The 23027-nt window shown below is 34.2% G+C and carries 27 protein-coding genes; 11 read left to right on the top strand and 16 right to left on the bottom strand.

Translation table 11 applies throughout. The annotated features are described in order from the left end of the window. Positions 1-59: 59 nt before the first annotated feature. From prfH to OH814_RS13030, 6 genes are all read left to right on the top strand, one after another. On the top strand, positions 60-758 hold the full coding sequence (prfH, locus tag OH814_RS13055) for a peptide chain release factor H (protein WP_308828447.1): 699 nt from the start codon (positions 60-62) through the stop codon (positions 756-758). Continuing rightward, on the top strand, positions 745-1257 hold the full coding sequence (locus tag OH814_RS13050) for a hypothetical protein (RefSeq protein WP_308828446.1): 513 nt from the start codon (positions 745-747) through the stop codon (positions 1255-1257). Before prfH ends, OH814_RS13050 begins: the two co-directional genes overlap by 14 nt. Before the next feature lie 26 nt (positions 1258-1283). Continuing rightward, positions 1284-1907 (top strand): hypothetical protein, encoded by a 624-nt coding sequence (locus tag OH814_RS13045; protein ID WP_308828445.1) that lies wholly within the window; start codon positions 1284-1286, stop codon positions 1905-1907. A 4-nt stretch (positions 1908-1911) separates the two neighbouring features. After that, the gene (locus OH814_RS13040; RefSeq protein ID WP_308828444.1) at positions 1912-2133 is read left to right on the top strand and encodes a hypothetical protein; all 222 of its coding nucleotides are present in this window, start codon (positions 1912-1914) and stop codon (positions 2131-2133) included. 180 nt (positions 2134-2313) lie between these two features. Next, on the top strand, positions 2314-4881 hold the full coding sequence (locus tag OH814_RS13035) for a T9SS-dependent M36 family metallopeptidase (protein ID WP_308828443.1): 2568 nt from the start codon (positions 2314-2316) through the stop codon (positions 4879-4881). Positions 4882-4988: 107 nt separating this feature from the next. Then, positions 4989-5981, top strand: coding sequence for an enolase C-terminal domain-like protein (locus OH814_RS13030; protein ID WP_308828442.1), 993 nt, complete (start codon positions 4989-4991; stop codon positions 5979-5981). Positions 5982-6168: 187 nt separating this feature from the next. On the opposite strand, the gene OH814_RS13025 is transcribed toward OH814_RS13030, so the two are convergent. Together OH814_RS13025 and OH814_RS13020 are read right to left on the bottom strand one after the other, a co-directional pair. Continuing rightward, positions 6169-6456 (bottom strand): cytochrome C, encoded by a 288-nt coding sequence (locus OH814_RS13025; RefSeq protein ID WP_308828441.1) that lies wholly within the window; start codon positions 6454-6456, stop codon positions 6169-6171. 28 nt (positions 6457-6484) lie between these two features. Next, entirely contained in the window at positions 6485-6778 is a 294-nt protein-coding gene (locus tag OH814_RS13020) for a cytochrome C (RefSeq protein WP_279196999.1), read from the bottom strand. A 177-nt stretch (positions 6779-6955) separates the two neighbouring features. On the opposite strand from OH814_RS13020, the gene meaB reads away from it, so the two are divergent. Further along, a complete protein-coding gene (gene meaB / locus OH814_RS13015) occupies positions 6956-7969 on the top strand; it encodes a methylmalonyl Co-A mutase-associated GTPase MeaB (RefSeq protein ID WP_308828440.1) in 1014 nt (337 codons plus the stop codon). 42 nt (positions 7970-8011) lie between these two features. Here the strand turns inward: meaB and OH814_RS13010 are convergent, their stop codons facing one another. Next, entirely contained in the window at positions 8012-8551 is a 540-nt protein-coding gene (locus OH814_RS13010; RefSeq protein ID WP_308828439.1) for a DUF4251 domain-containing protein, read from the bottom strand. A 104-nt stretch (positions 8552-8655) separates the two neighbouring features. Here OH814_RS13010 and OH814_RS13005 point away from each other — a divergent pair, with 104 nt between their 5' ends. Further along, positions 8656-9462: a M48 family metallopeptidase gene (locus tag OH814_RS13005; RefSeq protein WP_201133025.1), complete on the top strand. Its 807-nt coding sequence runs from the start codon at positions 8656-8658 to the stop codon at positions 9460-9462. A gap of 107 nt (positions 9463-9569) precedes the next feature. Beyond that, the gene (locus tag OH814_RS13000; protein ID WP_308828438.1) at positions 9570-9887 is read left to right on the top strand and encodes a hypothetical protein; all 318 of its coding nucleotides are present in this window, start codon (positions 9570-9572) and stop codon (positions 9885-9887) included. Between the two features lie 33 nt (positions 9888-9920). Here OH814_RS13000 and OH814_RS12995 read toward each other — a convergent pair whose 3' ends face one another. The 11 genes from OH814_RS12995 to OH814_RS12945 all read right to left on the bottom strand — a co-directional run bounded on the left by OH814_RS12995 (position 9921) and on the right by OH814_RS12945 (position 19397). After that, positions 9921-10559, bottom strand: a complete 639-nt coding sequence (locus tag OH814_RS12995) for an outer membrane beta-barrel protein (protein WP_076562021.1) — start codon at positions 10557-10559, stop codon at positions 9921-9923. Further along, positions 10543-11358, bottom strand: coding sequence for an ABC transporter ATP-binding protein (locus OH814_RS12990; RefSeq protein WP_076562020.1), 816 nt, complete (start codon positions 11356-11358; stop codon positions 10543-10545). The genes OH814_RS12995 and OH814_RS12990 overlap by 17 nt, the downstream gene beginning before the upstream one ends. Further along, positions 11358-12110 carry an ABC transporter permease gene (locus OH814_RS12985; RefSeq protein WP_201133027.1) on the bottom strand — a complete coding sequence of 251 codons (753 nt, stop codon included), beginning with the start codon at positions 12108-12110 and terminating at the stop codon, positions 11358-11360. The genes OH814_RS12990 and OH814_RS12985 overlap by 1 nt, the downstream gene beginning before the upstream one ends. Before the next feature lie 107 nt (positions 12111-12217). Continuing rightward, positions 12218-13588: an exopolysaccharide biosynthesis polyprenyl glycosylphosphotransferase gene (locus OH814_RS12980; protein WP_308828437.1), complete on the bottom strand. Its 1371-nt coding sequence runs from the start codon at positions 13586-13588 to the stop codon at positions 12218-12220. A 36-nt stretch (positions 13589-13624) separates the two neighbouring features. Further along, a complete protein-coding gene (locus tag OH814_RS12975; protein ID WP_201135481.1) occupies positions 13625-14254 on the bottom strand; it encodes a 7-carboxy-7-deazaguanine synthase QueE in 630 nt (209 codons plus the stop codon). Between the two features lie 7 nt (positions 14255-14261). Continuing rightward, positions 14262-15146: a bifunctional 5,10-methylenetetrahydrofolate dehydrogenase/5,10-methenyltetrahydrofolate cyclohydrolase gene (locus OH814_RS12970; RefSeq protein WP_076562016.1), complete on the bottom strand. Its 885-nt coding sequence runs from the start codon at positions 15144-15146 to the stop codon at positions 14262-14264. Positions 15147-15177: 31 nt separating this feature from the next. Further along, on the bottom strand, positions 15178-15468 hold the full coding sequence (locus OH814_RS12965; protein WP_308828436.1) for a type II toxin-antitoxin system RelE/ParE family toxin: 291 nt from the start codon (positions 15466-15468) through the stop codon (positions 15178-15180). Further along, on the bottom strand, positions 15458-15676 hold the full coding sequence (locus OH814_RS12960) for a hypothetical protein (protein ID WP_308828435.1): 219 nt from the start codon (positions 15674-15676) through the stop codon (positions 15458-15460). Before OH814_RS12960 ends, OH814_RS12965 begins: the two co-directional genes overlap by 11 nt. Positions 15677-15716: 40 nt before the next feature. Then, entirely contained in the window at positions 15717-17357 is a 1641-nt protein-coding gene (gene pgi, locus OH814_RS12955) for a glucose-6-phosphate isomerase (RefSeq protein WP_308828434.1), read from the bottom strand. Positions 17358-17479: 122 nt separating this feature from the next. Beyond that, positions 17480-18346 carry a hypothetical protein gene (locus OH814_RS12950; protein WP_308828433.1) on the bottom strand — a complete coding sequence of 289 codons (867 nt, stop codon included), beginning with the start codon at positions 18344-18346 and terminating at the stop codon, positions 17480-17482. A 148-nt stretch (positions 18347-18494) separates the two neighbouring features. Beyond that, entirely contained in the window at positions 18495-19397 is a 903-nt protein-coding gene (locus OH814_RS12945; RefSeq protein ID WP_308828432.1) for a DUF4349 domain-containing protein, read from the bottom strand. A gap of 201 nt (positions 19398-19598) precedes the next feature. On the opposite strand from OH814_RS12945, the gene OH814_RS12940 reads away from it, so the two are divergent. Further along, positions 19599-20957, top strand: coding sequence for an acyl-CoA dehydrogenase family protein (locus OH814_RS12940; protein ID WP_201133039.1), 1359 nt, complete (start codon positions 19599-19601; stop codon positions 20955-20957). Positions 20958-21044: 87 nt separating this feature from the next. Here OH814_RS12940 and OH814_RS12935 read toward each other — a convergent pair whose 3' ends face one another. Beyond that, on the bottom strand, positions 21045-21422 hold the full coding sequence (locus tag OH814_RS12935; RefSeq protein WP_308828431.1) for a MauE/DoxX family redox-associated membrane protein: 378 nt from the start codon (positions 21420-21422) through the stop codon (positions 21045-21047). A gap of 142 nt (positions 21423-21564) precedes the next feature. Here OH814_RS12935 and OH814_RS12930 point away from each other — a divergent pair, with 142 nt between their 5' ends. Continuing rightward, a complete protein-coding gene (locus tag OH814_RS12930; RefSeq protein ID WP_308828430.1) occupies positions 21565-21813 on the top strand; it encodes a hypothetical protein in 249 nt (82 codons plus the stop codon). Positions 21814-21888: 75 nt separating this feature from the next. Here OH814_RS12930 and OH814_RS12925 read toward each other — a convergent pair whose 3' ends face one another. Beyond that, positions 21889-23001, bottom strand: coding sequence for an AI-2E family transporter (locus tag OH814_RS12925; protein ID WP_115620908.1), 1113 nt, complete (start codon positions 22999-23001; stop codon positions 21889-21891). Positions 23002-23027 lie beyond the last annotated feature (26 nt).

Raw genomic sequence — 23027 nt, 5'->3', positions numbered from 1 at the left:
TGAAAAAAACGAGGGCAAAAAAGATATAGCGGAAAGCGGGATTAAGCTCCTAAAAAACAATGGACAAAATAATACAAATCACCTCAGGAAGAGGACCTTTAGAATGCCAATGGATAGTTGCCAAAGTTCTGAAGGTTTTCCTTGAGGAAGCAAAAAATAATAATATAGATTACGAAATCATACACCGCGAAAATGGTGATGAAAATCTGACATTGAAATCTGTAACCCTACTTTTAAAATCAAAAAATGTAAATGAATTTTTAAAAAATTGGTTAGGAAGTATTTGTTGGATAGGGAAAAGTACATTCCGAAAACTGCACAAAAGAAGCAATTGGTTTATTGGGGTTTTTGAACTGGAAGGATTGAAGAAAATTAGTTTCAACGAAAAAGATATTCAGTTTCAGACGACGAGAAGCCAGGGAAGTGGCGGACAAAATGTAAATAAAGTAAATACTGCTGTTCGTGCGACTCATATTCAGACCGGAAAAAGTGTTTTTGTGCAGGATTCTCGTTCGCAATTGGAGAATAAAAAACTTTCGATTGAAAGACTGAAAGAAAAAGTATTGGAGCAAAATATTATTCAACTTCAAAAGCAAATGCAGGAAACATGGAGCAATCATCTGCAGGTGCAGAGAGGAAACTCTGTCCGGACTTTTTCGGGAACAGATTTTAAAAAGAATTATCAGGAAAAATCTTTCAAAAAACAAAGAAATACCCTGAAAAACGAATTAAAAAAATATAAAAATGACCTTAACTAAAAGTAAGTATTACTTCGAGGCTTTAGATAATTATCCTTACAGCTTGCCGGATTGTCTGGAAGCGTTGAATTATGCGCTGTCATACGATCCTGAAGATGCAGATTCTCTTTGTTTAATGGGAAGAATCTACAGCGAAATGCTCATCGATTACGAAAAATCAAAACTCTATTTTGAAGAGGCAATGCAATGTGATGTAACGAATCTCAATACGCCGAAATATTACATCAAATGTCTTTTGGATAATGAAGATTTGCAGGAAGCCGAAAAGCTGATTACCTATTCTTTGAAAATAAAAGGAATTGATAAAGCGACTATATGGTTTTACAGATCCCTGCTTTCTGAGAAGAGAGGAAGCTTTCCCAATGCTTTAAAATTTTTAACTGAAGCAGAGAAATATTGTTTCACAGCGTACAGTTTCGACGTTGTAAAAGACCGCAAGAAGTTTATAAAGTCTAAAATGCCAAAGAAAAAATCTAAAAACAAGAAGGAGACAAAATAAGTCTCCTTTTTTTGTAAATTTAATTTATGAAAGACTATTTATTTTTGATTCTATTGCTATTGATTTCCTGCAAAAAGAACGAAGCGAGAAAAGAAATAATCCAAAAAGATGAAACTTTGGACTTGAAGTACGAAGTTTTGAATCAACTTATTACTGACCAAATTAGAGAAGACAGCATTAATGATATTTTACATGATAACATTTATAATATTGCAGTTAAGAGGATTTTTTTTGAAGAATTAAATGAGAACGAACCACCGCCGCCGCCTGTTTTAGCGTTGAATTTCTCATATGATTCAATTTTTGCAATGAAAGATTCATCTTACTATAAAAATCAAGATAGAAACTTAATAAATTTTCATCTCCAAAAAAGTAGAATCAAGAATAAATTAGATTTTGTAACCACCGACGAAATTTTGAATTTAAGCATAAAATATGAACGAAATTTTTGGAAACAGTTTCGAAAAAAATATGGAGATAAATGCATTCAAACTTTTTCTGTTCCTTTCTTTAATAAGAATAAAACGGTTTGCATTGTACAAAATTCAATGTCTTGTGGACGATTATACGGTGGAGGTTCAACTTCGATCTATAAAAAAGTGAATGGAAAATGGGTTGTTTTAAGAACATTTGACCAATGGGTAAGTTAGTATTATGAAAATAAAAAAACTTCACCTAAAAGAAACATTCTCCATTGCTTACGGGAACTATAATCACCGCAATGCATTGCTCATTGAACTATCTCATCAAAAATGTAAAGGCTATGGCAAGTTTGTGGCGATTGATTATTATCAGATTAACCTTAATGATTTTGTTTTAAAATTAAACGAAATTCAACATACTTTACAAAAGCAAGAAGTTTTGAGGCCATTTTGAGAAGTCAAAAAATCAGTTTGTGTCTAAAATATAACCTAATTTAAAAAAAAGAAAAAATAAAAGTGCTCGAAAAAGCCGAATAATAAAAACAAAATGCAAGCGTAACAGGTTTGTATTTAACATATTATATTTTTTTATTGAACATTCAGAAAAAAGATTAGATTTGTTAAAAGCACTAGTATGAAAAAAAAATTATCTATTATTCCGCTTTCTGTTGCGGTAGTATTTGCCTTCAATACAATGAGCGGGCAAAATTCTAAAGTATTAATTCAGGATTATTATAAAAAGAACGCACAGCTTTCTCAGAAAAATAGTTTTGATAATAAACTTAGTTTTATCATCCTTAATGAAGATCATTCTAAAAGTTTAGGTGCAAATATTGTAAACGTTCAACAGACATATAATGGTCTGAGAGTATATAACGCACTTGGAAAAGTGATTATAAGAGATGAAAAAATTATCTCAGAAAAAAATGATTTCAAAAAAGAAATTGTAATCGGTAATCAGGGAAATCTTAAGGAGAAGTTTTCTGAAGAAATACTTAAACAGAATCTAAATTTACAGGAAATCTCAGGAGTAGAATATCTGCCCAACGTCTATTTTGAAAAAAACAATGTATTTATTTTAGCAAAAGAGCTTTTTGTTTCAGATAAAAAATCTTCGGATATGTGGCATATAATCGCTGATGCCTCATCGGGTGAGATTTTTTCAAAAGACAATATGACAGTGAGTTGTAATTTTGAACACACTGATATAGAATCAGATGTACATTATTCTGAACCAGCGCAACATGAGACCGTAAACGTCGATACTCAGAAAAATACTTCATTATTGGTTCCGTCTGATGCTTCGTATAATGTTCTTCCATTACCTACAGAAGCTCCTACATTTGGCTCATTTGCAATAGTCAACAATCCGTGGGATCTTATTGCATCACCTGAAGGATGGCATTCGGATGGTGTAAACAACTATACAAACACAAGAGGTAATAATGTTTATGCATATTCAGATCAGAATAATACAAACACTGCGGGATATTCACCGGATGGCGGGACTTCATTGAATTTCAATTTTCCACATGCAGATGGAAGATATGACAGCCCTTTTGCTTACAGAGATGCGGCAATTACGAATTTGTTCTATATGAATAATGTGATGCATGATATATTCTATAAGTTTGGTTTCGATGAGGTTGCCAGAAATTATCAGACAAATAATTTTAACAAAGGCGGAATGGAAGGTGATGCTGTAAAGGCTGAGGCTTTTGATGGAAGTGGTACTAATAATGCTAACTTTAATTCTGGCTATGAAACAGTAATTAGTGGTGTAACATATATTGCTGCACCAAGAATGCAGATGTATCTTTTTAAGAGATCACAGAGTGCTCAAGACCCGATTTCAAGATACCAGTATAATTCACCTGCTACATTAGCAACCAGACCTAAGCTGTTGGCAGGATCAGCAGCGTTTGGAAAACTGTTGTTTGAAGGTCAATCTGTAACCGGAGACCTAGCTCTATCTACCCCTGCAGATGCTTGCTCGGCGCTAGCTGCAGGAAGTATGACCGGAAAAATTGGTTTAGTGATAGCTTCTACGTGTGCTTTTCCTGTTAAAACTAAAAATTTACAGAAAGCGGGAGCTATAGGAGTTATCCAATATCATCCGTCAAACAATACACCAGTAGATATGGGCGGAACAGATGCCACAATTACAATTCCTACAATTATGTTAGGTAAAGCAGAAGGAGAATTTTTAGTTAATGAAATCACCAATGGAAGCACAATCAATGCTACTTTGGCAAATGACTTTACTGGTTTTAGACATTCAAGTTTAGATAACGGAATTATCGCTCATGAATATGGACATGGTATTTCAAACAGATTAACAGGACAAGGATATTCTTGTCTTTCAACAACCAATTCTACCGAGCAGATGGGTGAAGGCTGGTCAGATTTTTTTGCTTTAATGCTTACGACAAGACCTGGAGATACTTCTGCTTTAGCCAGAGGGATAGCAAGTTATTCACAGTCTCAGCCAACTACTGGAACGGGAATAAGACCCACAAAATATTCTCCTGATTTTTCGGTGAACAACTATACATATGGAAATACAAACACAACGACTAGTGTTCATACCGTAGGTTTTATATGGGCGACAATGCTTTGGGATCTTACTTGGAAATATGCAGAAAAATATGGGTACAATAATGATGTTTTAGCAGATCCGAATTCTGGGAATGCTAAAATTTTGCAATTGGTAGTTGATGGATTGAAACTTCAGATTTGCAGCCCTACTTTTATTGACGGAAGAGATGCTATTATTCAGGCAGATATGGTGAAAACCGGAGGTGCCGACAAATGTATGATTTGGAAAACTTTTGCAAAAAGAGGCTTAGGAGTTGCGGCTACTGCAGGAAGCAAGACAGTTGGGACAGATCAGGTAGAAGATTTCACCTATCCGGCAGAATGTGATAGTATATTGGCAACTCAGGAATCCGGATTTTCAGAAATAAAATTTGTATTGTTCCCTAATCCTACATATGATGAATTTTTTGTTGGAAATATAGATAAGTCAAATGAAGAAGTTAAAGTGAAGCTTTTTGATATGACGGGAAAACTCATAATGTCTGATACAAGAGAGAATACTTCTAAAAAAGCCTTTTCAACAAAAGGATTACAAAAAGGAGTTTATATGGTAAATATCAAACAGGGAGAAAAAGTTCAGACCGAAAAGCTGATCGTAAAATAAAATATCTAAAACAATTATTTAAGAAAGGGAGTCAGTTTTGGCTTCCTTTTTTTATAGCTTTATTAGAAAAACAGTCATTATATTTACTGATAAAGAGCAAAAACTATATGAAGATTAATTTCACAACAAAAAAGTTACGGTTAAAAGAAACATTCTCCATCGCTTACGGGAACTATGATCATCGCGATGCATTGCTCATTGAACTATCTCATCAAAATTGTAAAGGCTATGGCGAGTGTGTGGCGATTGATTATTATCAGATTAATCTTAATGATTTTGTTTTAAAATTAAAAGAAATTCAGCGTGAAATTGAGGGGCATAATATCATTCATCCCAAAGATTTTTTTGCTTTTTTAGTGGGTTTAAATCTACATCCGTTTTTGCTTTCTGCTTTGGATTGTGCGTATTGGGATCTGTTCGGAAAGTTGGAGAATAAAAGTTTTATTGAATTAAATAAAATTCCTTCGGACAATTTGGTTGAAAGCTCGATCACAATTTCTGTAGCGCCTATTAAAGAACAGATAAAAAAAATTCGTCAAAGTGAATGGAATAAGTTTAAAGTGAAATGTAAAGGATTAGACAAAATGCAGGTTGAGAAACTGTTACAATTAAATAAAAATATCGCATTAGATTCCAACGCAAGCTTCACCGATGAAGATTGTAGTTGGCTTCAGAAAAATAATGAAATTCAAAAATTCTCTTATCTGGAACAGCCTCGACCGATCGACAATTATAAAGTTTTACAAAAAGAAGGCTTTGCAAATTGGATGGCAGATGAAGATTGTCAGGATATCGATTCACTTGAGGAACTTATTCCATATTATAAAAGTATCAACATTAAGCTGATGAAATGTGGAGGATTGACGCCCGCTTTAGATATGATAAAAAAAGCAAGAGAATTAAACTATAAAATTATGATCGGCTGTATGACAGAATCCACAGTTGGGATTTCGGCAGGATGTCTATTAGCAGGCCTTGTAGACTACGCCGATTTAGACGGAGCAACACTTATTTCCAATGATTATGCAACCGGAAATTTTGTGGAAAATGGTAAAATTACTCTATCCGGAAAACCAGGCTTGGGAATTGATTTAAAGTGATTTAAACGGTTAATTGTCAATTGTAAATTCGCTTTGCTTGTCAATTTTTATAAGTTTAATCTGAGCGAGGAGTTTGTTAGTTCGGGCGTTTATCTTAATGAAATGAGAAAAGTGTATCGCGAACTTTTGCTAATCTCAACTCGAATTGAGGTGAGATTTAAACACAAAAAGACTCTCAAAAGAAAGTCTATTTTTTATTTACAGAAATCAAATAATCGTACACCATTTGATGTTGTTCATCGTTCAATTTTGCTTTTGGCGCCATTCTACTTAAGGTTTTAATCCAGCCTTGGTCGTCATGTTTTTCCGGATTTGGAAGCGCATGACATCTGTTGCAAGAGTTTTCAAAAACTGTTTTCCCTTGTGCTAAATGTTCTGCTGTGGTAAATTTAGGACCGGTTACTGCTGTACTTTTTGGTCCACATGAAGCCATAAAAGCAGATCCTAAAATCATACTTACAATTATTTTTTTCATGATGATATTTTTTTGTTGGTTGAATCTTTTATTTTTTAACAGACACTACATAATCATAAACCCACTGATGTTGTTCGTCGCTTAGTTTCGCTTTAGGTGCCATAGAATTCATAATTCCTACCCATTGCACAGAAGTAAATTTGGTGGGTTCTGGCAAATCATGACATCTTTTGCATGCAGTTTCGAAGATTGTTTTTCCCTGTGCTAGTTGTTCTGCCGTACTGGTTGCTGATTTTGGAGCTTGCGCTACGGGTGTTGCTTTCGGCGTACAAGATGCTAATAAGACAAGGGTAAATGTTGCTGCTGCAAATAGACTTTTCATATTTTTTTTAATTGTTTAAAACAAAAATAACGAATTTTACAGGTGATTGGTTCATAGCTTTATAATTTAGAAGCATTAAAATTAGTACTCTTTTTCTCGGATTTTGCAGGTTATTTTTATATTTTTGAATGAATGAAACCGAAAGGTTACATCTTTCCTTAAAAATGGAATATTCAGATGAAAATTTCAACAGAAGACTTTATCGATGGCATTAAATCAGGCAATAAACGTTTGATTGCAAAAGCCATTACTCTAGTTGAAAGTAATAAGCCTGAACATAGAAGCCAGGCCGAAGAACTTTTAAAAAAGATACTTCCATTAACAGGAAAATCTATTCGTGTAGGGATTACAGGAGTTCCGGGAGCAGGAAAATCTACATTTATAGAAAACTTTGGCAGGCTAGCAATTGCAAATAATAAAAAAGTAGCGGTTTTAGCCATTGATCCCAGTTCAGCGATTAATAAAGGCAGTATTCTGGGAGACAAAACCAGAATGGAAGAATTGGCAAAAGAAGAAAATGCATTCATTCGTCCTTCGCCAAGTTCCGGATTTTTGGGAGGCGTTGCCAATACTACTTTTGAAACGATGATGATTTGCGAAGCTGCAGGTTACGATTATATTTTAATTGAAACCGTTGGAGTAGGGCAGTCTGAAGTTTTGGTTTCAGATATTACCGACGTTTTTTTATTCTTAAAAATTATTGGTGGTGGAGATGAACTTCAAGGAATCAAGCGCGGAATCATGGAAATGGTGGATATTATTTTTATTAATAAAGTAGAAGAAAGCAATCTGCAGAAAGCTAAAAATACCAAACTCGAACTGAAACGGGCATTAGATTTTCTTCCTTCCAAAGAAAAAGACTGGAAAGTGCCTGTTTTACTAGGTTCCGCTTTACAGAATGAAGGGCTAAAGGAGGTTTATCAGAAAATCGATGATTTTATTTCATTAAAAAAGAATACCGCTCGTTTTGATAAAGTACGGACAATGCAATCTGAAAAACGCTTTGAATATTGGGTTCAGGAATATATTTTAGCCATGATGAAAAAAAATGACTCTGTGGAGGAGGCTTATATTCAGCATAAAAAAAATGCTTCAGACCTGATTTCCAATCCAAGTACCGAAGCAAAATTATTTGTTGAAAAGTTTTTAAGAGACTCAAAATCCGAGTTCAAAGATTCTGAGAATATTTAATAATTATTTTTTTGAGAATTAAATTTCGCATCACGAAGCCAATTAAAGTTTTTCTTTTGTTTCTTCATTTTTAGAAATATATCCATCGTAAGAAATCGGCTGTCTGTCGTTACTTCTTATTGATGTAGATGCTCTTCCATTCTTAAAGATTTCAATATTAATATCAGAAACATTCTTCACATCATTGGGTTTGATTTTGTACACCCAATTTCCTTTTTTACTCTGAGTTTTTGTGACTGTGTAATCTTTTGAGGTAAATCTGTAGCTGTTATCAGAATTCCCATAGCTGGAAGTAAAAGCTCTGCCAAAATAAGGAAGTGTAACTTCCATCACTCCTTTTTTTATCTCAATGCCATAATTATCTCCTGAAATCTGAAATGTACGCAGTTGAGCTGCATTTGGAATTGAATTTACAACATTGATCACATCATAATTCATAGGATTTGCTTTCTCAGCATGAAAAGTAAATTCATCAGTACTTACCAAATTGTTTACTATTTGTGGATCAACCTTTTGCGAAACACAATTCTGAAATAGAAATATGAAAGCAAAAAGAGATATTATTTTTATATAATTTTTCATAAGATTAAATTTAGTAATTTATATATCAAAATGTATGCAAATACAAATTTCAGATTATTTTTTGGAATAGAAATTGTTAAGGTTCATTTATAATAAGCATAATTATGAAAATTACTCATCTATTAGGTATTGGAGCAGCGGCTTTTGCAGTTGCAGCGTGTACAACAAACCCGATGACAGGAAGAAAATCTTTGCAAATTGGAACACTTAATCCTCAAATAACGTCAACAGCTGTTCAGCAGTATCAACAAACTCTGAAAGAATCGAAAGTTGTGACAGGATCTCAGGCTCAAATGGTAAAAAAAGTTGGAGGTAAAATAAAAACAGCAGCCGAAAAATATTACGCAAGTATTGGCAGAAGTTCAGATTTGTCAGGTTATCAATGGGAATTTAATCTTCTTCAGGATAATCAGGTGAATGCATGGTGTATGCCTGGTGGGAAAGTAGCTGTTTATACCGGTATTCTACCAATTACTAAAGATGAAACTGGTCTTGCAGTGGTAATGGGCCACGAGGTTTCTCATGCTTTGGCAGGTCACGGGAACGAAAGAATTTCACAGGCTATGGTTGCACAATATGGAGGCGCTCTATTAGGAAGTACGATTTCAAATGCACAATGGTCGAGTGTTTTTCAACAAGTGTATCCTGTTGGGTCTCAAGTCGCTCTTTTAAAGTACGGAAGAACGCAGGAATCTGAAGCAGACGAAATGGGATTAAATTTGATGGCAATTGCAGGATATGATCCACGTCAGGCGATACCGTTCTGGCAGAGAATGGAAGCGTCATCTTCAGGAGCAAGACAACCGGAATTTTTATCAACTCACCCAAGTCCGGGAACCAGAGTTGGAGATATTCAGAAAGATTTACCTAAAGCGTTGGAATATTACAAATCTGCTGGAGGAAAGATTTAATGTAAATACTTTAAGTTTTCATTATAATAATGGTTTAAACGGAGTATTTTATCAGAATTTATTATTAAATTTATAAAAATGAATATTTACCATTAAAAAACACGATTATGAAAAGTATTTCGATTACAGGCTTAGTTCTTCTTGCAGTATCTGTGCTGCTTTTTTACCTGACAACAGATTTTACAGCTGAAAAAATTACATTATCTCATATGATGGGCGTAATGGCTGGCATAGGAATTGGCTTGATTATCGGTGGTATGACCGGTTATATCAGCAAAGGATCTGCTATAAAAGCTGAGGAAAAAAGAAGAGAATTTAAACGTCTTCAACAGGAAAAAGAAGAGTTAGAAAAAAAGGCTGCAGAAATTGTTAAAAAACAAGAAGAAATAGAAAGAGAAAATAAACAAGAAAATCCTCAAATTTAATTTGAGGATTTTTTATGTGTAAATGATTTCTAATTAGAATTTATATCCTAAACCTAACAGAAATAAGCTTGATCTGTTGTCATAATTAATTTCCTGACTTGATCCTGCAACGTTGTTGATGAATTTTCTTTGGTCTTTAGAAAAAGCTCCTTCGTATCTTGCTGAAAGAATGATTTTCTTAATTTCACTTTGTACACCCAATTGGTAACCTACTGTAAACTCTTTAGCGTCTACTTTCTGTACGAAGTTATCAAAATTGTCGCTTTTAGCTAAATTGAAACTTCCAACAGGTCCGGCATAAGCACTTAGTAAATCTCCCAATACATTCACCCCAACCAAAACAGGAATATCTACTCTGCTGTTTTTGGCCTTAATGGTCGTTTGAGCTGCATTCACGTCATTTTGTACGGTAACTTCATTGCTGAAATTGGTATAATAAATCTCCGGCATTACGTATAAAGCTGTTGGCAAATCGATTTTTAAAGATAAACCTACGTTAAAACCAGTAATGTTTTTCCCTTTTTGTTCTACAGCATTAGTTGCTGCTGTTTTAAGATTCTTCCAAGAAGCTGAGCTTGTAGGAATCAATACATTTGCTTTCCCTGCCAGTGAAATTTGCGCCGATGCAAAAACAGAAAATCCTATAAATGCTGCACTAATTAATTTTTTCATTGTCGTCTATTTTTGTAATAGTATTTTCAATTGTCTTATTATTCTCCAATAGATATTCTCTCAATTCTTTGAATAATTCTGATGAATAAACGAAATCGATCAGATTTTTATTGCCTGCAGTAATCAGAATATCTTTATTACCTTCCCATTCTTTTATGCCCAATCTCAGATATACAATTTTCTCGCCAATGGTCATTACCGAGTTCATATCGTGGGTGTTGATGATGGTTGTGGTATTGTATTCTTTGGTGATTTCAAGCAATAAATCATCAATTACGTTGGATGTATAAGGATCTAATCCTGAATTTGGCTCATCACAAAACAGATATTTTGGGTGGTTCACAATCGCTCTGGCAATCGCCACACGTTTTTGCATCCCTCCGGAAATTTCAGACGGAAACTTTCTGTTGGCTTTATCTAAATGTACTCTTCCGATAACCTCAAAAACTCTTCTTTTCTTTTCTCTGAAGGTCAAATTGGTAAACATATCAAGTGGAAACATGATATTTTCTTCAACAGTCAAAGAATCAAACAAAGCACTTCCCTGAAATAGGGTGCCGATTTCAGATCTTAAATGCTGTTTTTCTTCACGGTTCATTACATTTATATCTCTGCCATCAAACAAAATTTCTCCTGATGACGGTTGATAAACATTCAATAAACTTTTTAGGAAAACGGTTTTCCCCGATCCACTCTGGCCGATAATAAGATTCGTTTTTCCTTTTTCAAAAGTGGTTGAAATTCCTTTAAGCACTTCAACATCACCAAAACTCTTTTTAAGATCTTTTACCTCAATCATTAGCTTAATATTAATTGTGTTAAAATTAATTCGGAAATAATGATAAATACCATCGTCCAAACCACCGCTTGTGTACTTGCTCTACCGACTTCCAGTGAACCCCCTTTCACAAAATAACCGAAGTAAGAAGGAACGGTTGCGATCACAAATGCAAAAACAATAGTTTTGGTAAATGCATAAATAATGAAAAGGTTTGGCATGTACATTTGGATACCTGAAATATAATCTGCAGTCGTCCAGTTACCTGTCAATACTCCTGCGATATAACCTCCACCAATACCGAAAACGATACTGATTGCAATTAAAAGCGGATTAAATATAAGACAGGCTATAATTTTAGGTAAAATTAAAAAATTGGGTGAGTTAACTCCCATAATGTCTAGAGCATCAATCTGCTCAGATACACGCATCGTACCAATGGTAGAGGCAATATATGAACCTACTTTTCCCGCCAAAATTAAGCTGATAATAGTAGGAGCAAATTCCAGTACTAAAACTGCTTTCGTCGCGTATCCTACAAAAGATGGAGGAATTGGAAATGATGATGCATCAAAATTGTTAAACATCTGAATGGCAACTACGGCTCCGACGAAAATAGAAGTGAATATAACCAACCCAAAAGAGTTGACTCCCAAATCATTGATTTCTCGCATAAAAAGCTTCCAAAAAACTCTCATTTTCTGAGGCTTTTGAAGAGATTTACCGATAAGAATCATGTATTCTCCTATGGCTGTAAAAAACTTTTTTAACATTCTGCTAAATTAGACTATTTTTATTTAATTTATTTAAGATTGAGGTTAAGGCTGAGCCTTTGTTTTGATGCTAAAAATCTAAAATTGATTGTAACAAAAACCTCGTCTTATTTTGCATTTTTATCTCCTATAATTACCAATAAAATGGTTTTTAAAATAATGACTATATCCAGAGTAAAACTCCAGTTTCTAATGTAGAATGCGTCGGCAAGAATTCTCTTGTTCATTTCTATTTCTACATTTCCCGCATCGCCTCTTAAACCATTTACTTGAGCTAAGCCCGTAATTCCGGGATTTACCAAACTTCTCAAGCTGTATCTTCCTATTTTGGGTTTGTAATAATTATCAACCGCCAGCATGTGCGGTCTGGGTCCTACAATAGACATTTCACCTTTCAAAACATTGATAAACTGCGGCATTTCGTCAAGACTGGTTTTCCTTAAAAACTTTCCTATTTTGGTAATTCTTGAATCATTTACACCTGTGGTTTTTGATGTAGAATCTTCATTGACAACCATTGTTCTGAATTTAATACAATTAAAAACTTCCTCATGAAAACCATATCTTTTCTGAACAAAAAATACAGGTCCTTTAGAATTTCTTTTAATTAAAATTGCAATAATGGGAAATAGCCACGAACAAATTAATAGCAAAACCAAGACCGAAAAAATAATATCAAAAGTTCTCTTCAGAAAAAAATTAGAATAATAATCTAAAGGATACTTTGCCTGAGTTAAAATGGGCTGGGTTTGAATATATCCTAAATCATAAAAGAAAAAATTGTTCTTCGAAATACTCGGGATCAAAGAAATATGAACTTTGTTGGCTTCTGCCAATTTGAACATCTTGTCTTCCATCTCATTGGTGAATGAATTTTCTGTCGGAATAAATAAGGTGTGAATTCCATTTTTTTTCCAAAATTCAACCAGGTTTTCAGTATCTAGCTCAGATGAAGTATAATTAAATATTTTGTACCCAAAATCTTTTCTGTCTTCAATAATTTTCTTTAAAACATCCGTTGATTTATTCTCACTTAGAAACATCACATTCCGGTGGTTGACTCCCATTGTTCTGATATATCTTATCAAGAAGTAAACAGCAGATTTTAATGTAAATATAAAAACGAAAAGGTAAAGTGAAAGCCAGGTAAGTTCGGAACCAAAAAATTGATTGCCGCTCACTTTTCGAATCAATACCAAGCCTATTATAAATAAGAGAAAATGAATGATAATTCGCTCTACAAAAAGTATGTAGGTAAGGTTTCTGGATATGTTGTAAATTCTGGTTCTTCCGCTTAGTAAAACCCAGAAAGACATAACGAGAAGTAAAGGAAAAGCAGATTCCGACCATAATTCCTGATTGTCTGACAAACCTCGTGAAGTATTTAAAAAATACAATACAAATACTGCTGCAAGAACCAGAAGGTCAAGCAATATGATAATTGACTTTAAATAACGGGAATATCGGATTCTTTGCATCTTCTCTAATGAAAGGCAGAAGCTAATATAAACAATTTACGGAATATTAAGATATTTATGAGTCTGAACCGATGCTTGCCACCGCGGATTTGCAAGGATAAAATCGGTAATTTTAGGATACATCTCGTCACGTTTGCTCCATTCGCTCTGAAGATATAGTCTGCAATTTTCAGAAACTTTTGATGCCTGTTCGTCGGCAAACTTAAAATCATTATTATTAAAAACAATCATTTTAAGCTCGTGAGCTTTAGCATAAATTTCTTCTTTTGGAAGTCCTGTTTTCTTTGGTGAAAGTGTAATCCAGTCGATTTGTCCGCTCAAAGGATATGCCCCTGAAGTTTCAATATGGATGGTGCATCCTAATTCTTTTAATTTAGAAGTCAAGATATCTAAATTCCACATTAATGGTTCGCCGCCCGTCAAAACAACAATTTTACAGTGTTTTGCGGCAGTTTCTGCAATTTCTTCAGCATTCATCAAGGGGTGTAGTGTAGGATCCCAGCTTTCTTTCACATCACACCAGTGGCAACCCACGTCGCAACCTCCCAGTCTGATAAAGTAAGCTGCTTTTCCTGTATGCGCACCTTCACCCTGAATAGTGTAAAAATGCTCCATCACAGGGAGCATTTTACCTTCTTTTAATAATATATCTTCTTCTTTATTCATTTCAAAATTAGTCGTTATAGACTGAAGTTTTGTAAGCAATGATGGTGTTTTTCATCAACATCGCTCTTGTCATTGGACCTACTCCTCCCGGAACCGGCGTGATCCAGCTTGCTTTTGCTGCACAACTGTCAAAATCTACATCACCTGCCAGATAATATCCTTTTGGAGAATCGTTGTCTACTCTTGTGATACCAACATCAACAATTACGGCTCCGTCTTTGATCATTTCACCTTTTAAGAAGTGTGGATCACCCAAAGCGGTAATTACGATGTCTGCTTTTTTGGTATATTCTTCAATGTCTTTCGTGTAAGAGTGAGTCAAAGTAACCGTTGAATTTCCGGGAAAATCTTTTCTTCCCATCAAAATACTCATCGGTCTTCCTACGATTTTACTTCTTCCGATGATGACACAGTCTTTTCCTTTTGTTTCAATATTGTATCTTTCAAGTAATGTCAAGATTCCGAAAGGGGTTGCAGGTAAGAATGTATCCATTTCTAAAGCCATTTTTCCGAAATTTGTAGGGTGGAAACCATCGACATCTTTTCTCGGATCGATAGCGTTGATAATTTTCTCCTGATCAATCTGGTCGGGTAAAGGTAACTGGACGATAAAACCGTCTACTGATTTATCTTTATTAAGTTCGTCAATTTTTTCCAATAATTCAGACTCAGAAACTGTACTTGGAAATTTAACCAAGCTAGATTGAAATCCTACTTCTTCACAGTCTTTCACTTTAGCATTTACATACGCCTTGCTTGCTCCGTTGTTCCCAACAAGAATAGCTACCAAGTGAGGAGCTCTTCTTTTGCTTGCGATGATTTTATCAACTTCAACCTTGATTTCTGCTTTTATTTCTTTGGATACTTTTAATCCGTCAAGAATTTCTGCCATTTTTACTTTTATTACTTTTTATTATTAGATTTTAAGGATATTTTTCCGGATTCTGATGAGTACACAAAACGGAAATTACAAAAACTATTTTCTTGATTTCATCTATGTGAAATAAAATGATATAAGGGAATTTTTTGAGAGGAAGTACTCTTACATCATCATATCGAACTTGAAAAAAAGGATTTCTTTCTAATTGGTCATAAGCTTTTGAAAGCTGTTTTTCAAAATTAGATGTTGTAGAATTTGAAATTTCTTTATAGTAATTTACTGCAGCCAAAATATCTTGATCCGCTTCAGGATATTGGAATATCTCAAATACCATGATCCTTTTTTATTTTTTTTAAAAAATCCCTTGCTGGAGTAAACTCTTTGTGGCTTTTTGATTTCCTTTGATCAATCACCTTTTTCATTTCATCCGTCAACTCAAAATCATCTTCATTTTTTTCAAAACTGATTTTCATTTTTTTCAAAAAAGTTTCCACAAAGGTTTCTTCTTCCTTATTGTTTAGGTTTATGATAATTTGTGTCATATTTTTATTTTTGATTAAAATTAATGAAAATCTTCAACAATTATTTATTTCCTTTATAATAATTAATCAATCCATTTGTCGAGCTGTCGTGAGAGCTAATTGTCTCATTATTTTCAAGTTCCGGTAAAATTTTATTGGCTAAAACTTTTCCTAATTCTACCCCAAACTGATCAAAACTGAAAATATTCCAAATCACACCCTGTACAAAAATTTTATGCTCATACATTGCAATTAATTGTCCTAGCGAAAATGGAGTTAATTCATTGAATATGATTGAGTTAGTAGGCGTGTTTCCGTGGAAGACTTTATAGTTTAATAAGAAATCAATTTCTTCATCAGATTTTCCTGATGCTTGTAATTCAGATTCAACTTCTTCTTCGTTTTTACCAAAAGCTAAAGCTTCGGTCTGAGCGAAAAAGTTAGCTAAAAGTTTATCCTGATGATCAGAAACTTTGTTCGAACTTTTTGCATACGCAATAAAATCTGCCGGAATCAATTCTGTTCCCTGGTGAATCAATTGATAGAATGCGTGTTGCCCATTTGTTCCAGGTTCTCCCCAAATAATAGGACCTGTTTCATATTCTACGAACTCTCCGTTTCTATCGACACATTTTCCATTGCTTTCCATATCTCCTTGCTGAAGATACGCTGCAAATCTGTCTAAATATTGTGAGTAAGGTAAAATAGCATAAGTCGTCGCAGCATAAAAATTACGATACCAAATTCCTAAAAGTCCCATCAAAACAGGAATATTTTCTGAAAATTCAGCAGTTTGGAAATGTTGGTCTGTATTTTCGGCACCTTTTAATAATTCCTCAAAGTTTTCATATCCAACCGCAAGAACAATGCTTAAACCAATTGCACTCCACAATGAATATCTTCCGCCAACCCAATCCCAGAATTCGAAAATGTTATCTTCTGCGATTCCGAAGTCTTTAACTGATTGAACATTAGTGGATAAAGCTACAAAGTGTTTTGCTACATCTTCCTGTTTTCCTGCTTTTAAAAACCAGTCTTTTGCAGAATTCGCATTCGTCATTGTTTCCTGCGTTGTAAACGTTTTCGAGGCAATAATGAATAAAGTGGTTTCAGGATTTAAGTTCTTTACAACTTCTGCAATATGGTTTCCGTCTACGTTTGAAACGAAATGAACATCCAATCTTGTTTTGAAATGCTTCAAAGCAGAAACTACCATTACCGGTCCCAAATCTGAACCACCGATTCCGATGTTCACCACATCCGTAATTTCTTTTCCGCTGAAACCTTTGTGCTCTCCTGAAATAATTTTTTCTGAGAAAGATTTCATGTGCTCCAAAACTCTTTTAATCTGAGGCTTAATATTTTCACCGTCAACCAAAATTTCTTTATCAGAAAAATCTCTTAATGCCGTATGTAAAACCGCTCTTCCTTCTGTTTCGTTTATTTTATCTCCCGAAAACATTTTAGAAATAGCATCTTTTAACTGACATTCTTCTGCAAGATTCAAAAGAAGTTCTTTAGCTTTAGAATCGATTAAATTTTTAGAATAATCGAAGAGAAAATTATCTTTTTTGATAGAAAACTCTTCAAAACGATCTGGATTGTACTGGAAAAGGCTTCTCAACTCAAAATCATTATTGCCAAAGTGTTCGTCGAGGGCTTTCCAGCTATTTGTGTGTGTAGGGTTTATTTTTGATAACATAGGTAGAATTGATTATATGATTTAGGAATTTTTCGAATAAATCCACTAAAATCGTATTTATTAAATTTCAATCTGCAAATTTACGGAATTTTCGTACAATGATGTTAATTGAGAATTAAAAATCAATTGGTCAACTCAAGTTGCATAGAAATACTGTAAGCAGTTTTTCTTGTTTTTGCAGTAAAAATGCTATGCCAGTTTACATTATCATTTGCCATGACATTTGAAATTATAGACTCATAACCTTTAAACGTAGGTGCTGTCCCTTTCTGTGATACGTTTTCTTTTTTTGTTCCGTCTGGATAATGAATATCAGTGACATAAGAATATGTATTTTGCTTATTTACAATCCATTCGAAACCAATAAACAAGCCTTCTTTTGGAAAAGGAATAGGATTTTTTGTTAAATCAATTTCGGTAATGTTTTTGCCGGACTTACAAGTAACAACAATATTTTTTCTTCTTTCTTCTGAGGGTTTTCCGTTGATATTTTCGTAAAAAACAAGGTTAAAAGTGGCTTCTTTTATTGTTTTGTGAACCTGCGTTGGTATTTTTATCTTTTTAATATAAATTTTTTCGTCAGTAATCTCGCTTTTAAACAAGTCAACGACAAGCCAGCTCCTTTTTAACGCAGAAAAACCTATGTCGTTTTTCTTTATTGTGCCTATAGTAAAAGATTTTTCAAACTTTGGTTTCGTAATTTCGACAGTTTTAATTTCATTAAATTTAGGCTGTAATAAATAAGTTTGCTGAAATTTCTCAACTTTCAAATTCTCGTATCCAAAAAATTGGATTTCTGACAGGTCTTCATTCTCATCTAAAACTGTTCCGCCATCTTCTTCAGTATTTTTATAGTAATCTTTGTCTTTTAAAATGAGTTTAGCGTAAGGAATAGGTTTGTGATTTTCTGCATCTAAAACTCTGATTCTATTTTGAGAATAGACAAACATGCTTTTAATAAGCAGTGTTGTAATAAAAATTTTGATCATTGTGTTATTGTTTATGTTTTTGAAAAGTTCATTGAAAGATAAGAGAAATGAAACAATATTTTGCATTACTTCCTTTAAACAGAAAACCTCCACAAATGTAGAGGTTCGTAATGTTTATATAAATAACCAGAAGGTTAGGATGCCAAGTTTATTCTTTGTCGACTGGGATTGATTTCTTAGTAGACTTATTTCTTCGATAAAAGTAAAATGCAATAGCTGCGATAATTACAATTGGCCAGATCGTTACCAATCCTATAAGAATTCTTTGAATTAAATAATATCCTTCAACAAAAGCATTTTTTGCACTGTAGAAAAAGTCGAATTTATATTTATTATCAATGTTTTCAGAATTAGTTACTGCAATTTCTGCGATTCGGAGCTTGGGTTCTTTAATGTAGATATCAACAGTGCTGTATTTCAGATTATCGGTAACATCAAGATTTGCCAATTGCTGCAGGTTTTCTTCAGACATATTTTCATCGCTCATTTTTACTTTATCTTTTGTGGTTTTAAGCTCAGAAATATTTTCACTGGTTTTTTTAATTCTTTTGCCTTCCATTTCTGCATATTTAATGCTTGAAGTAACATCTTCTGCATTAATAATTCTAGAATTCAGGAAAAGTTTTTTATCATTGATTAAGGTTAATAGCTCGCCCAGTTTTGAGGTCGGCACTCTTACCTGCAATGTGTTTTCTGTCTGATATTTTTTTACCAGCATAGCTTCTTCATTTGAAGTGTTGTAAGTATCTTCAGAAATTACCCTGCTCTGTAAATTGCTGTGGGTAACAAATCCGCCGAGCTCCTGTACCGATTTTTCTATAGAAATTGTTGCATCATATACATCTTTTACTTCCATATTTACATTGGCGGTTTTTACAAATTGTTTGTCTTTCACAGACATGGTGGCTACGGAAGAAATGCTGTCAGCGGAAATCTCGTTATTATATTCTGTCGTTTGGTAGTCACTTGTTGTGGCTTCACCTTTTTTGCAAGAGTAGATGCCAGCTAAGAGTGCTGTTGCGATCGATAGTCTGATGTAAGTCGTTTTCATATTTTAATTTTTTATTGTTTGCTTAGGTCAAAGTTCACGCAGAATCGTTTGTAATGTTTGAATATTGCAGGTAAACATTTTGTAAATATTTATTTAAATTTAAAATATTGAATTTCAGTTTTTTGTAAAAGAGCAGGCACTGTTTGTGTGGTATTTCGGATTGATTTTTGCTGATGTTTTACAAATTAAATCTCAAATAATATGTCTAAAACTTTTTCCAAAATCAGAAACGCCATAGAATTATTTAAATCCATTGATTTTGATCAGCTTAGCGAAATTTCGCAGAAAGTAAATCTCCCAAAGCTCATGGAAAATTTTTCCAAGCTTGATGACAAGCAGCTCAGCGGAATGATGAAAATGCTCGATCCCAATAAGAAAAAGAAGGAGTTACCGCCAATTGATGGAGATTTCTACGATATTTATCATACACTGACGCCTGAGCAAAGAGAAGTTCAGCTGAAAGTAAGAGCATTTATGGAAAAAGAAGTAAAGCCTTTGGTAAATCATTATTGGTTGCGGGACGAGTTTCCACACGAGCTGATTCCAAAATTTCAAAAATTAGATATTTGCGGAGTTACTTACGAAGGGTATGGTTGTAAAGGCATGCCATTTTTAATGGAAGGAGTTATTGCAATGGAAATGGCACGAATTGATGCTTCGATTGCTACTTTTTTCGGGGTACAGTCCGGCTTGGCAATGGGCTCTATTTATATATGCGGTTCGGAAGAGCAAAAACAAAAATGGCTTCCTCAAATGCAGAAGTTTGAAAAAATTGGTGCATTCGGCTTAACTGAACCTGAAGTTGGTTCTGGAGCTGCAGGAGGCTTGACGGCAACTTGCAAAAAAACTCCGGAAGGTTGGATTTTAAACGGTGAAAAAAAATGGATAGGAAATGCCACTTTTGCAGACGTAATTATTATCTGGGCAAGAGATCTTGATGATGGCGAAGTAAAGGGTTTTATTGTTGAAAAAGACAATCCGGGTTTTTCAGTGGAGAAAATCAAAGGAAAAATGGCGCTCAGAATCGTTCAAAATGGTTTGATTACACTAAAAGATTGTTTAATCACAGAAGAAAACAGGCTTCAAAATGCCAATTCATTCAAAGACACGGCAAAAGTTCTCAGAATGACAAGAGCCGGAGTAGCGTGGATGGCGACTGGCTGTGCAAGAGGAGCGTATGAAAGTGCATTAGCATATACCAGAACACGAGAGCAGTTCGGAAAACCAATTGCTTCATTTCAAATGATTCAAGGACATTTGGTTGAAATGCTGTCGAATCTGACTGCGATGCAAACCCTGGTTTTCAGACTTTCTGAAATGCAGGATGAAGGAATTTTAAAAGACGAGCACGCTTCTTTAGCAAAAGTTTTCTGTACAATGCGTACGAGAGATGTTGTTTCCAGAGCACGGGAAGTGATGGGGGGAAACGGAATTTTACTTGAATATGATGTCGCCCGATTCGTTGCTGATGCAGAAGCTATTTATTCTTACGAAGGAACAAAAGAGATCAATTCACTGATTGTTGGCAGATCAATTACTGGCTTCAGTGCATTTGTTTAAAGGTCAATGGTGAATTGTGAATATTGCTTCGCAAGTGAATTGAAAAATTGACAAGCGGAGCGAATTGACCATTCACCATTCACATTATTACTTCAGCAAAGCTTTATATTTTTCTTTGTTATCAATGAGCATCCAAAGATTAATTAAAAATAAAACACCGGCTATTGACATTCCCATTGGAGATTTATCCATCGTGAAAACATGAATTACAATTCCTACCATTACCGGCAAAATAACAATGGCGCCCAAAGCTCTTGTTTTTGGAAAGATAAATAATAATCCACCGACAATTTCTACAGCACCCACTAGCGGCATCAGCCAGAAGATTTTTTCAAATGCTGCAAAAAGTTCCATTTGCTCGGGAGTGGGTTTTTCCATTGGCATGTAATTGAGGAACTTGTTTAATCCGGCATTGACAAACATTAACCCGAAAAGGAGACAGATGATAAATTTGATAATTTTCATGCGTAATATTTTTCATTAAAATTAAATAAAATTATAATCGGTTGATTAAAAACTAATTAATTTTTAAAAACATTGAGAAATTTATATAGATGTGTCTTTTGATTTGATATATTTGTGAGACCAAGAAATTAAAACGAATAATATGTTGAAAAATCTTAAAAAACTGAATCGTATAGATTTAAGAGAAGTTCTAGGGGGCGGTGGTCCCGGAAAATGTGATATCGGGCCAATTGGTTGTCCATGCAAAATCCCACCTGGAGATCCATGTTTAGGTGGCGGTGGTGGACCGACTGATCCGGGAGATCCTATCGGATATTGTACGGATAGCGGAACGTATATCTATTGTACGGAAACATGTCCGAACGGTACGAGCCCGCTTTGCGCATTATAAAAATTAAAAGCCTTCAATCTGAAGGCTTTCTTAATATAAAATAGTACTCATTACCAATTGCTTATCACTCATAAATCAATCCATTTCCTTTAAAGTGATATTCTTAGAGATCTTGTAGCTTTTTTTCTTTTTATTGGGTTTGTCATCTTCACCCAGCAATTTCCCCCAAGGTCTTAAACCGTCTACTCTTTCAAAAATAATTTTAATGATCGCAATAGCCGGAATACATAGGAACATTCCTGAAATTCCCCAAAGGTGTTCGCCTAAAAGAATTCCGATAAAAGAAAATAGTGCGTTGATTTTCACTTTTGAGCCAACCACAAAAGGCAGTACAATATTTCCGTCAATGGCATGAACGATCACGTAGCCTATTGCTACATAAACGCAGGTAGAAACAGTGCCGGTTGCAAATGCGATAAAACAAGAAATTAATAACGAAATAGCGATACCGATGTAAGGAATGACGTTTAATAATCCCGTTAAAACACCCAGTAAAATCGCATATTTTACTCCTAAAATAGTAAGAACTATCGTAGCAAGTACTGAAACAATAATTACCTGAAGACAAAGCCCGATAATGTATCTCTTCGTCATAATTCTTACTTCTGAAACGACTTCCTGCACGCTTGCTTTATGCTTTTCATTGAAAACATTGACGATAAAATTATTTAAAATCCTTCTGTAATTTAAGATGAATATGAAAAACAGAATGAAAAATACCATAAAACCTAAACTTGTAGAAAAAATTCCGAACGTAAAGCCAAGAATAATTCCTGATGAAGACAAAAGCTTGTTTAAGCCCTGATCCAAATAATCGAGTTGCTCATCAATTTTTACATTAAAAGTATGTGATACCCAGTTTTGCAGATTGTGAAAAACCAAATTAAACTGCTTGCTGAGGTGCGGAAGATCTCTGCTGAAACTGGATAATTGCGATCCAAAGAAATAGAGCATCCCTGTAAGAATAATCAACATTATCATTACCGAAACAATCGTAGACACAGATCTTGGGAACTTTAATTTTCGCTCCATAAAATTAGCAAGCGGTAAAAAAAGCATCGCCAACAAAAATGCCAAAAAAAACGGAGCCAAAATACTTTGCCCCAATTTGATAAGGTAACCTATTCCGATGATTGAAATCACTGCTAATGCAAGTTTCAGGAGAAATGGAAGTTTTATAAAATTCATAATTAAAAATCTGCTGTATAAAAATA

Source organism: Chryseobacterium sp. CFS15, assembly GCF_031118795.1.
In the GTDB taxonomy this organism is placed as follows: Bacteria; Bacteroidota; Bacteroidia; order Flavobacteriales; family Weeksellaceae; genus Chryseobacterium; species Chryseobacterium indoltheticum.
The sequence above is the reverse complement of the archived record's forward strand: the minus strand, read 5'-3'. Positions and strand labels throughout refer to the sequence as shown.

Bases quoted from the DNA above. Each gene is read 5' to 3' on its own strand.
- prfH (WP_308828447.1), top strand. From the start codon at position 60: ATGGACAAAATAATACAAATCACCTCAGGAAGAGGACCTTTAGAATGC.
- OH814_RS13050 (WP_308828446.1), top strand. From the start codon at position 745: ATGACCTTAACTAAAAGTAAGTATTACTTCGAGGCTTTAGATAATTAT.
- OH814_RS13045 (WP_308828445.1), top strand. From the start codon at position 1,284: ATGAAAGACTATTTATTTTTGATTCTATTGCTATTGATTTCCTGCAAA.
- OH814_RS13040 (WP_308828444.1), top strand. From the start codon at position 1,912: ATGAAAATAAAAAAACTTCACCTAAAAGAAACATTCTCCATTGCTTAC.
- OH814_RS13035 (WP_308828443.1), top strand. From the start codon at position 2,314: ATGAAAAAAAAATTATCTATTATTCCGCTTTCTGTTGCGGTAGTATTT.
- OH814_RS13030 (WP_308828442.1), top strand. From the start codon at position 4,989: ATGAAGATTAATTTCACAACAAAAAAGTTACGGTTAAAAGAAACATTC.
- OH814_RS13025 (WP_308828441.1), bottom strand. From the start codon at position 6,456: ATGAAAAAAATAATTGTAAGTATGATTTTAGGATCTGCTTTTATGGCT.
- OH814_RS13020 (WP_279196999.1), bottom strand. From the start codon at position 6,778: ATGAAAAGTCTATTTGCAGCAGCAACATTTACCCTTGTCTTATTAGCA.
- meaB (WP_308828440.1), top strand. From the start codon at position 6,956: ATGAAAATTTCAACAGAAGACTTTATCGATGGCATTAAATCAGGCAAT.
- OH814_RS13010 (WP_308828439.1), bottom strand. From the start codon at position 8,551: ATGAAAAATTATATAAAAATAATATCTCTTTTTGCTTTCATATTTCTA.
- OH814_RS13005 (WP_201133025.1), top strand. From the start codon at position 8,656: ATGAAAATTACTCATCTATTAGGTATTGGAGCAGCGGCTTTTGCAGTT.
- OH814_RS13000 (WP_308828438.1), top strand. From the start codon at position 9,570: ATGAAAAGTATTTCGATTACAGGCTTAGTTCTTCTTGCAGTATCTGTG.
- OH814_RS12995 (WP_076562021.1), bottom strand. From the start codon at position 10,559: ATGAAAAAATTAATTAGTGCAGCATTTATAGGATTTTCTGTTTTTGCA.
- OH814_RS12990 (WP_076562020.1), bottom strand. From the start codon at position 11,358: ATGATTGAGGTAAAAGATCTTAAAAAGAGTTTTGGTGATGTTGAAGTG.
- OH814_RS12985 (WP_201133027.1), bottom strand. From the start codon at position 12,110: ATGTTAAAAAAGTTTTTTACAGCCATAGGAGAATACATGATTCTTATC.
- OH814_RS12980 (WP_308828437.1), bottom strand. From the start codon at position 13,588: ATGCAAAGAATCCGATATTCCCGTTATTTAAAGTCAATTATCATATTG.
- OH814_RS12975 (WP_201135481.1), bottom strand. From the start codon at position 14,254: ATGAATAAAGAAGAAGATATATTATTAAAAGAAGGTAAAATGCTCCCT.
- OH814_RS12970 (WP_076562016.1), bottom strand. From the start codon at position 15,146: ATGGCAGAAATTCTTGACGGATTAAAAGTATCCAAAGAAATAAAAGCA.
- OH814_RS12965 (WP_308828436.1), bottom strand. From the start codon at position 15,468: ATGGTATTTGAGATATTCCAATATCCTGAAGCGGATCAAGATATTTTG.
- OH814_RS12960 (WP_308828435.1), bottom strand. From the start codon at position 15,676: ATGACACAAATTATCATAAACCTAAACAATAAGGAAGAAGAAACCTTT.
- pgi (WP_308828434.1), bottom strand. From the start codon at position 17,357: ATGTTATCAAAAATAAACCCTACACACACAAATAGCTGGAAAGCCCTC.
- OH814_RS12950 (WP_308828433.1), bottom strand. From the start codon at position 18,346: ATGATCAAAATTTTTATTACAACACTGCTTATTAAAAGCATGTTTGTC.
- OH814_RS12945 (WP_308828432.1), bottom strand. From the start codon at position 19,397: ATGAAAACGACTTACATCAGACTATCGATCGCAACAGCACTCTTAGCT.
- OH814_RS12940 (WP_201133039.1), top strand. From the start codon at position 19,599: ATGTCTAAAACTTTTTCCAAAATCAGAAACGCCATAGAATTATTTAAA.
- OH814_RS12935 (WP_308828431.1), bottom strand. From the start codon at position 21,422: ATGAAAATTATCAAATTTATCATCTGTCTCCTTTTCGGGTTAATGTTT.
- OH814_RS12930 (WP_308828430.1), top strand. From the start codon at position 21,565: ATGTTGAAAAATCTTAAAAAACTGAATCGTATAGATTTAAGAGAAGTT.
- OH814_RS12925 (WP_115620908.1), bottom strand. From the start codon at position 23,001: ATGAATTTTATAAAACTTCCATTTCTCCTGAAACTTGCATTAGCAGTG.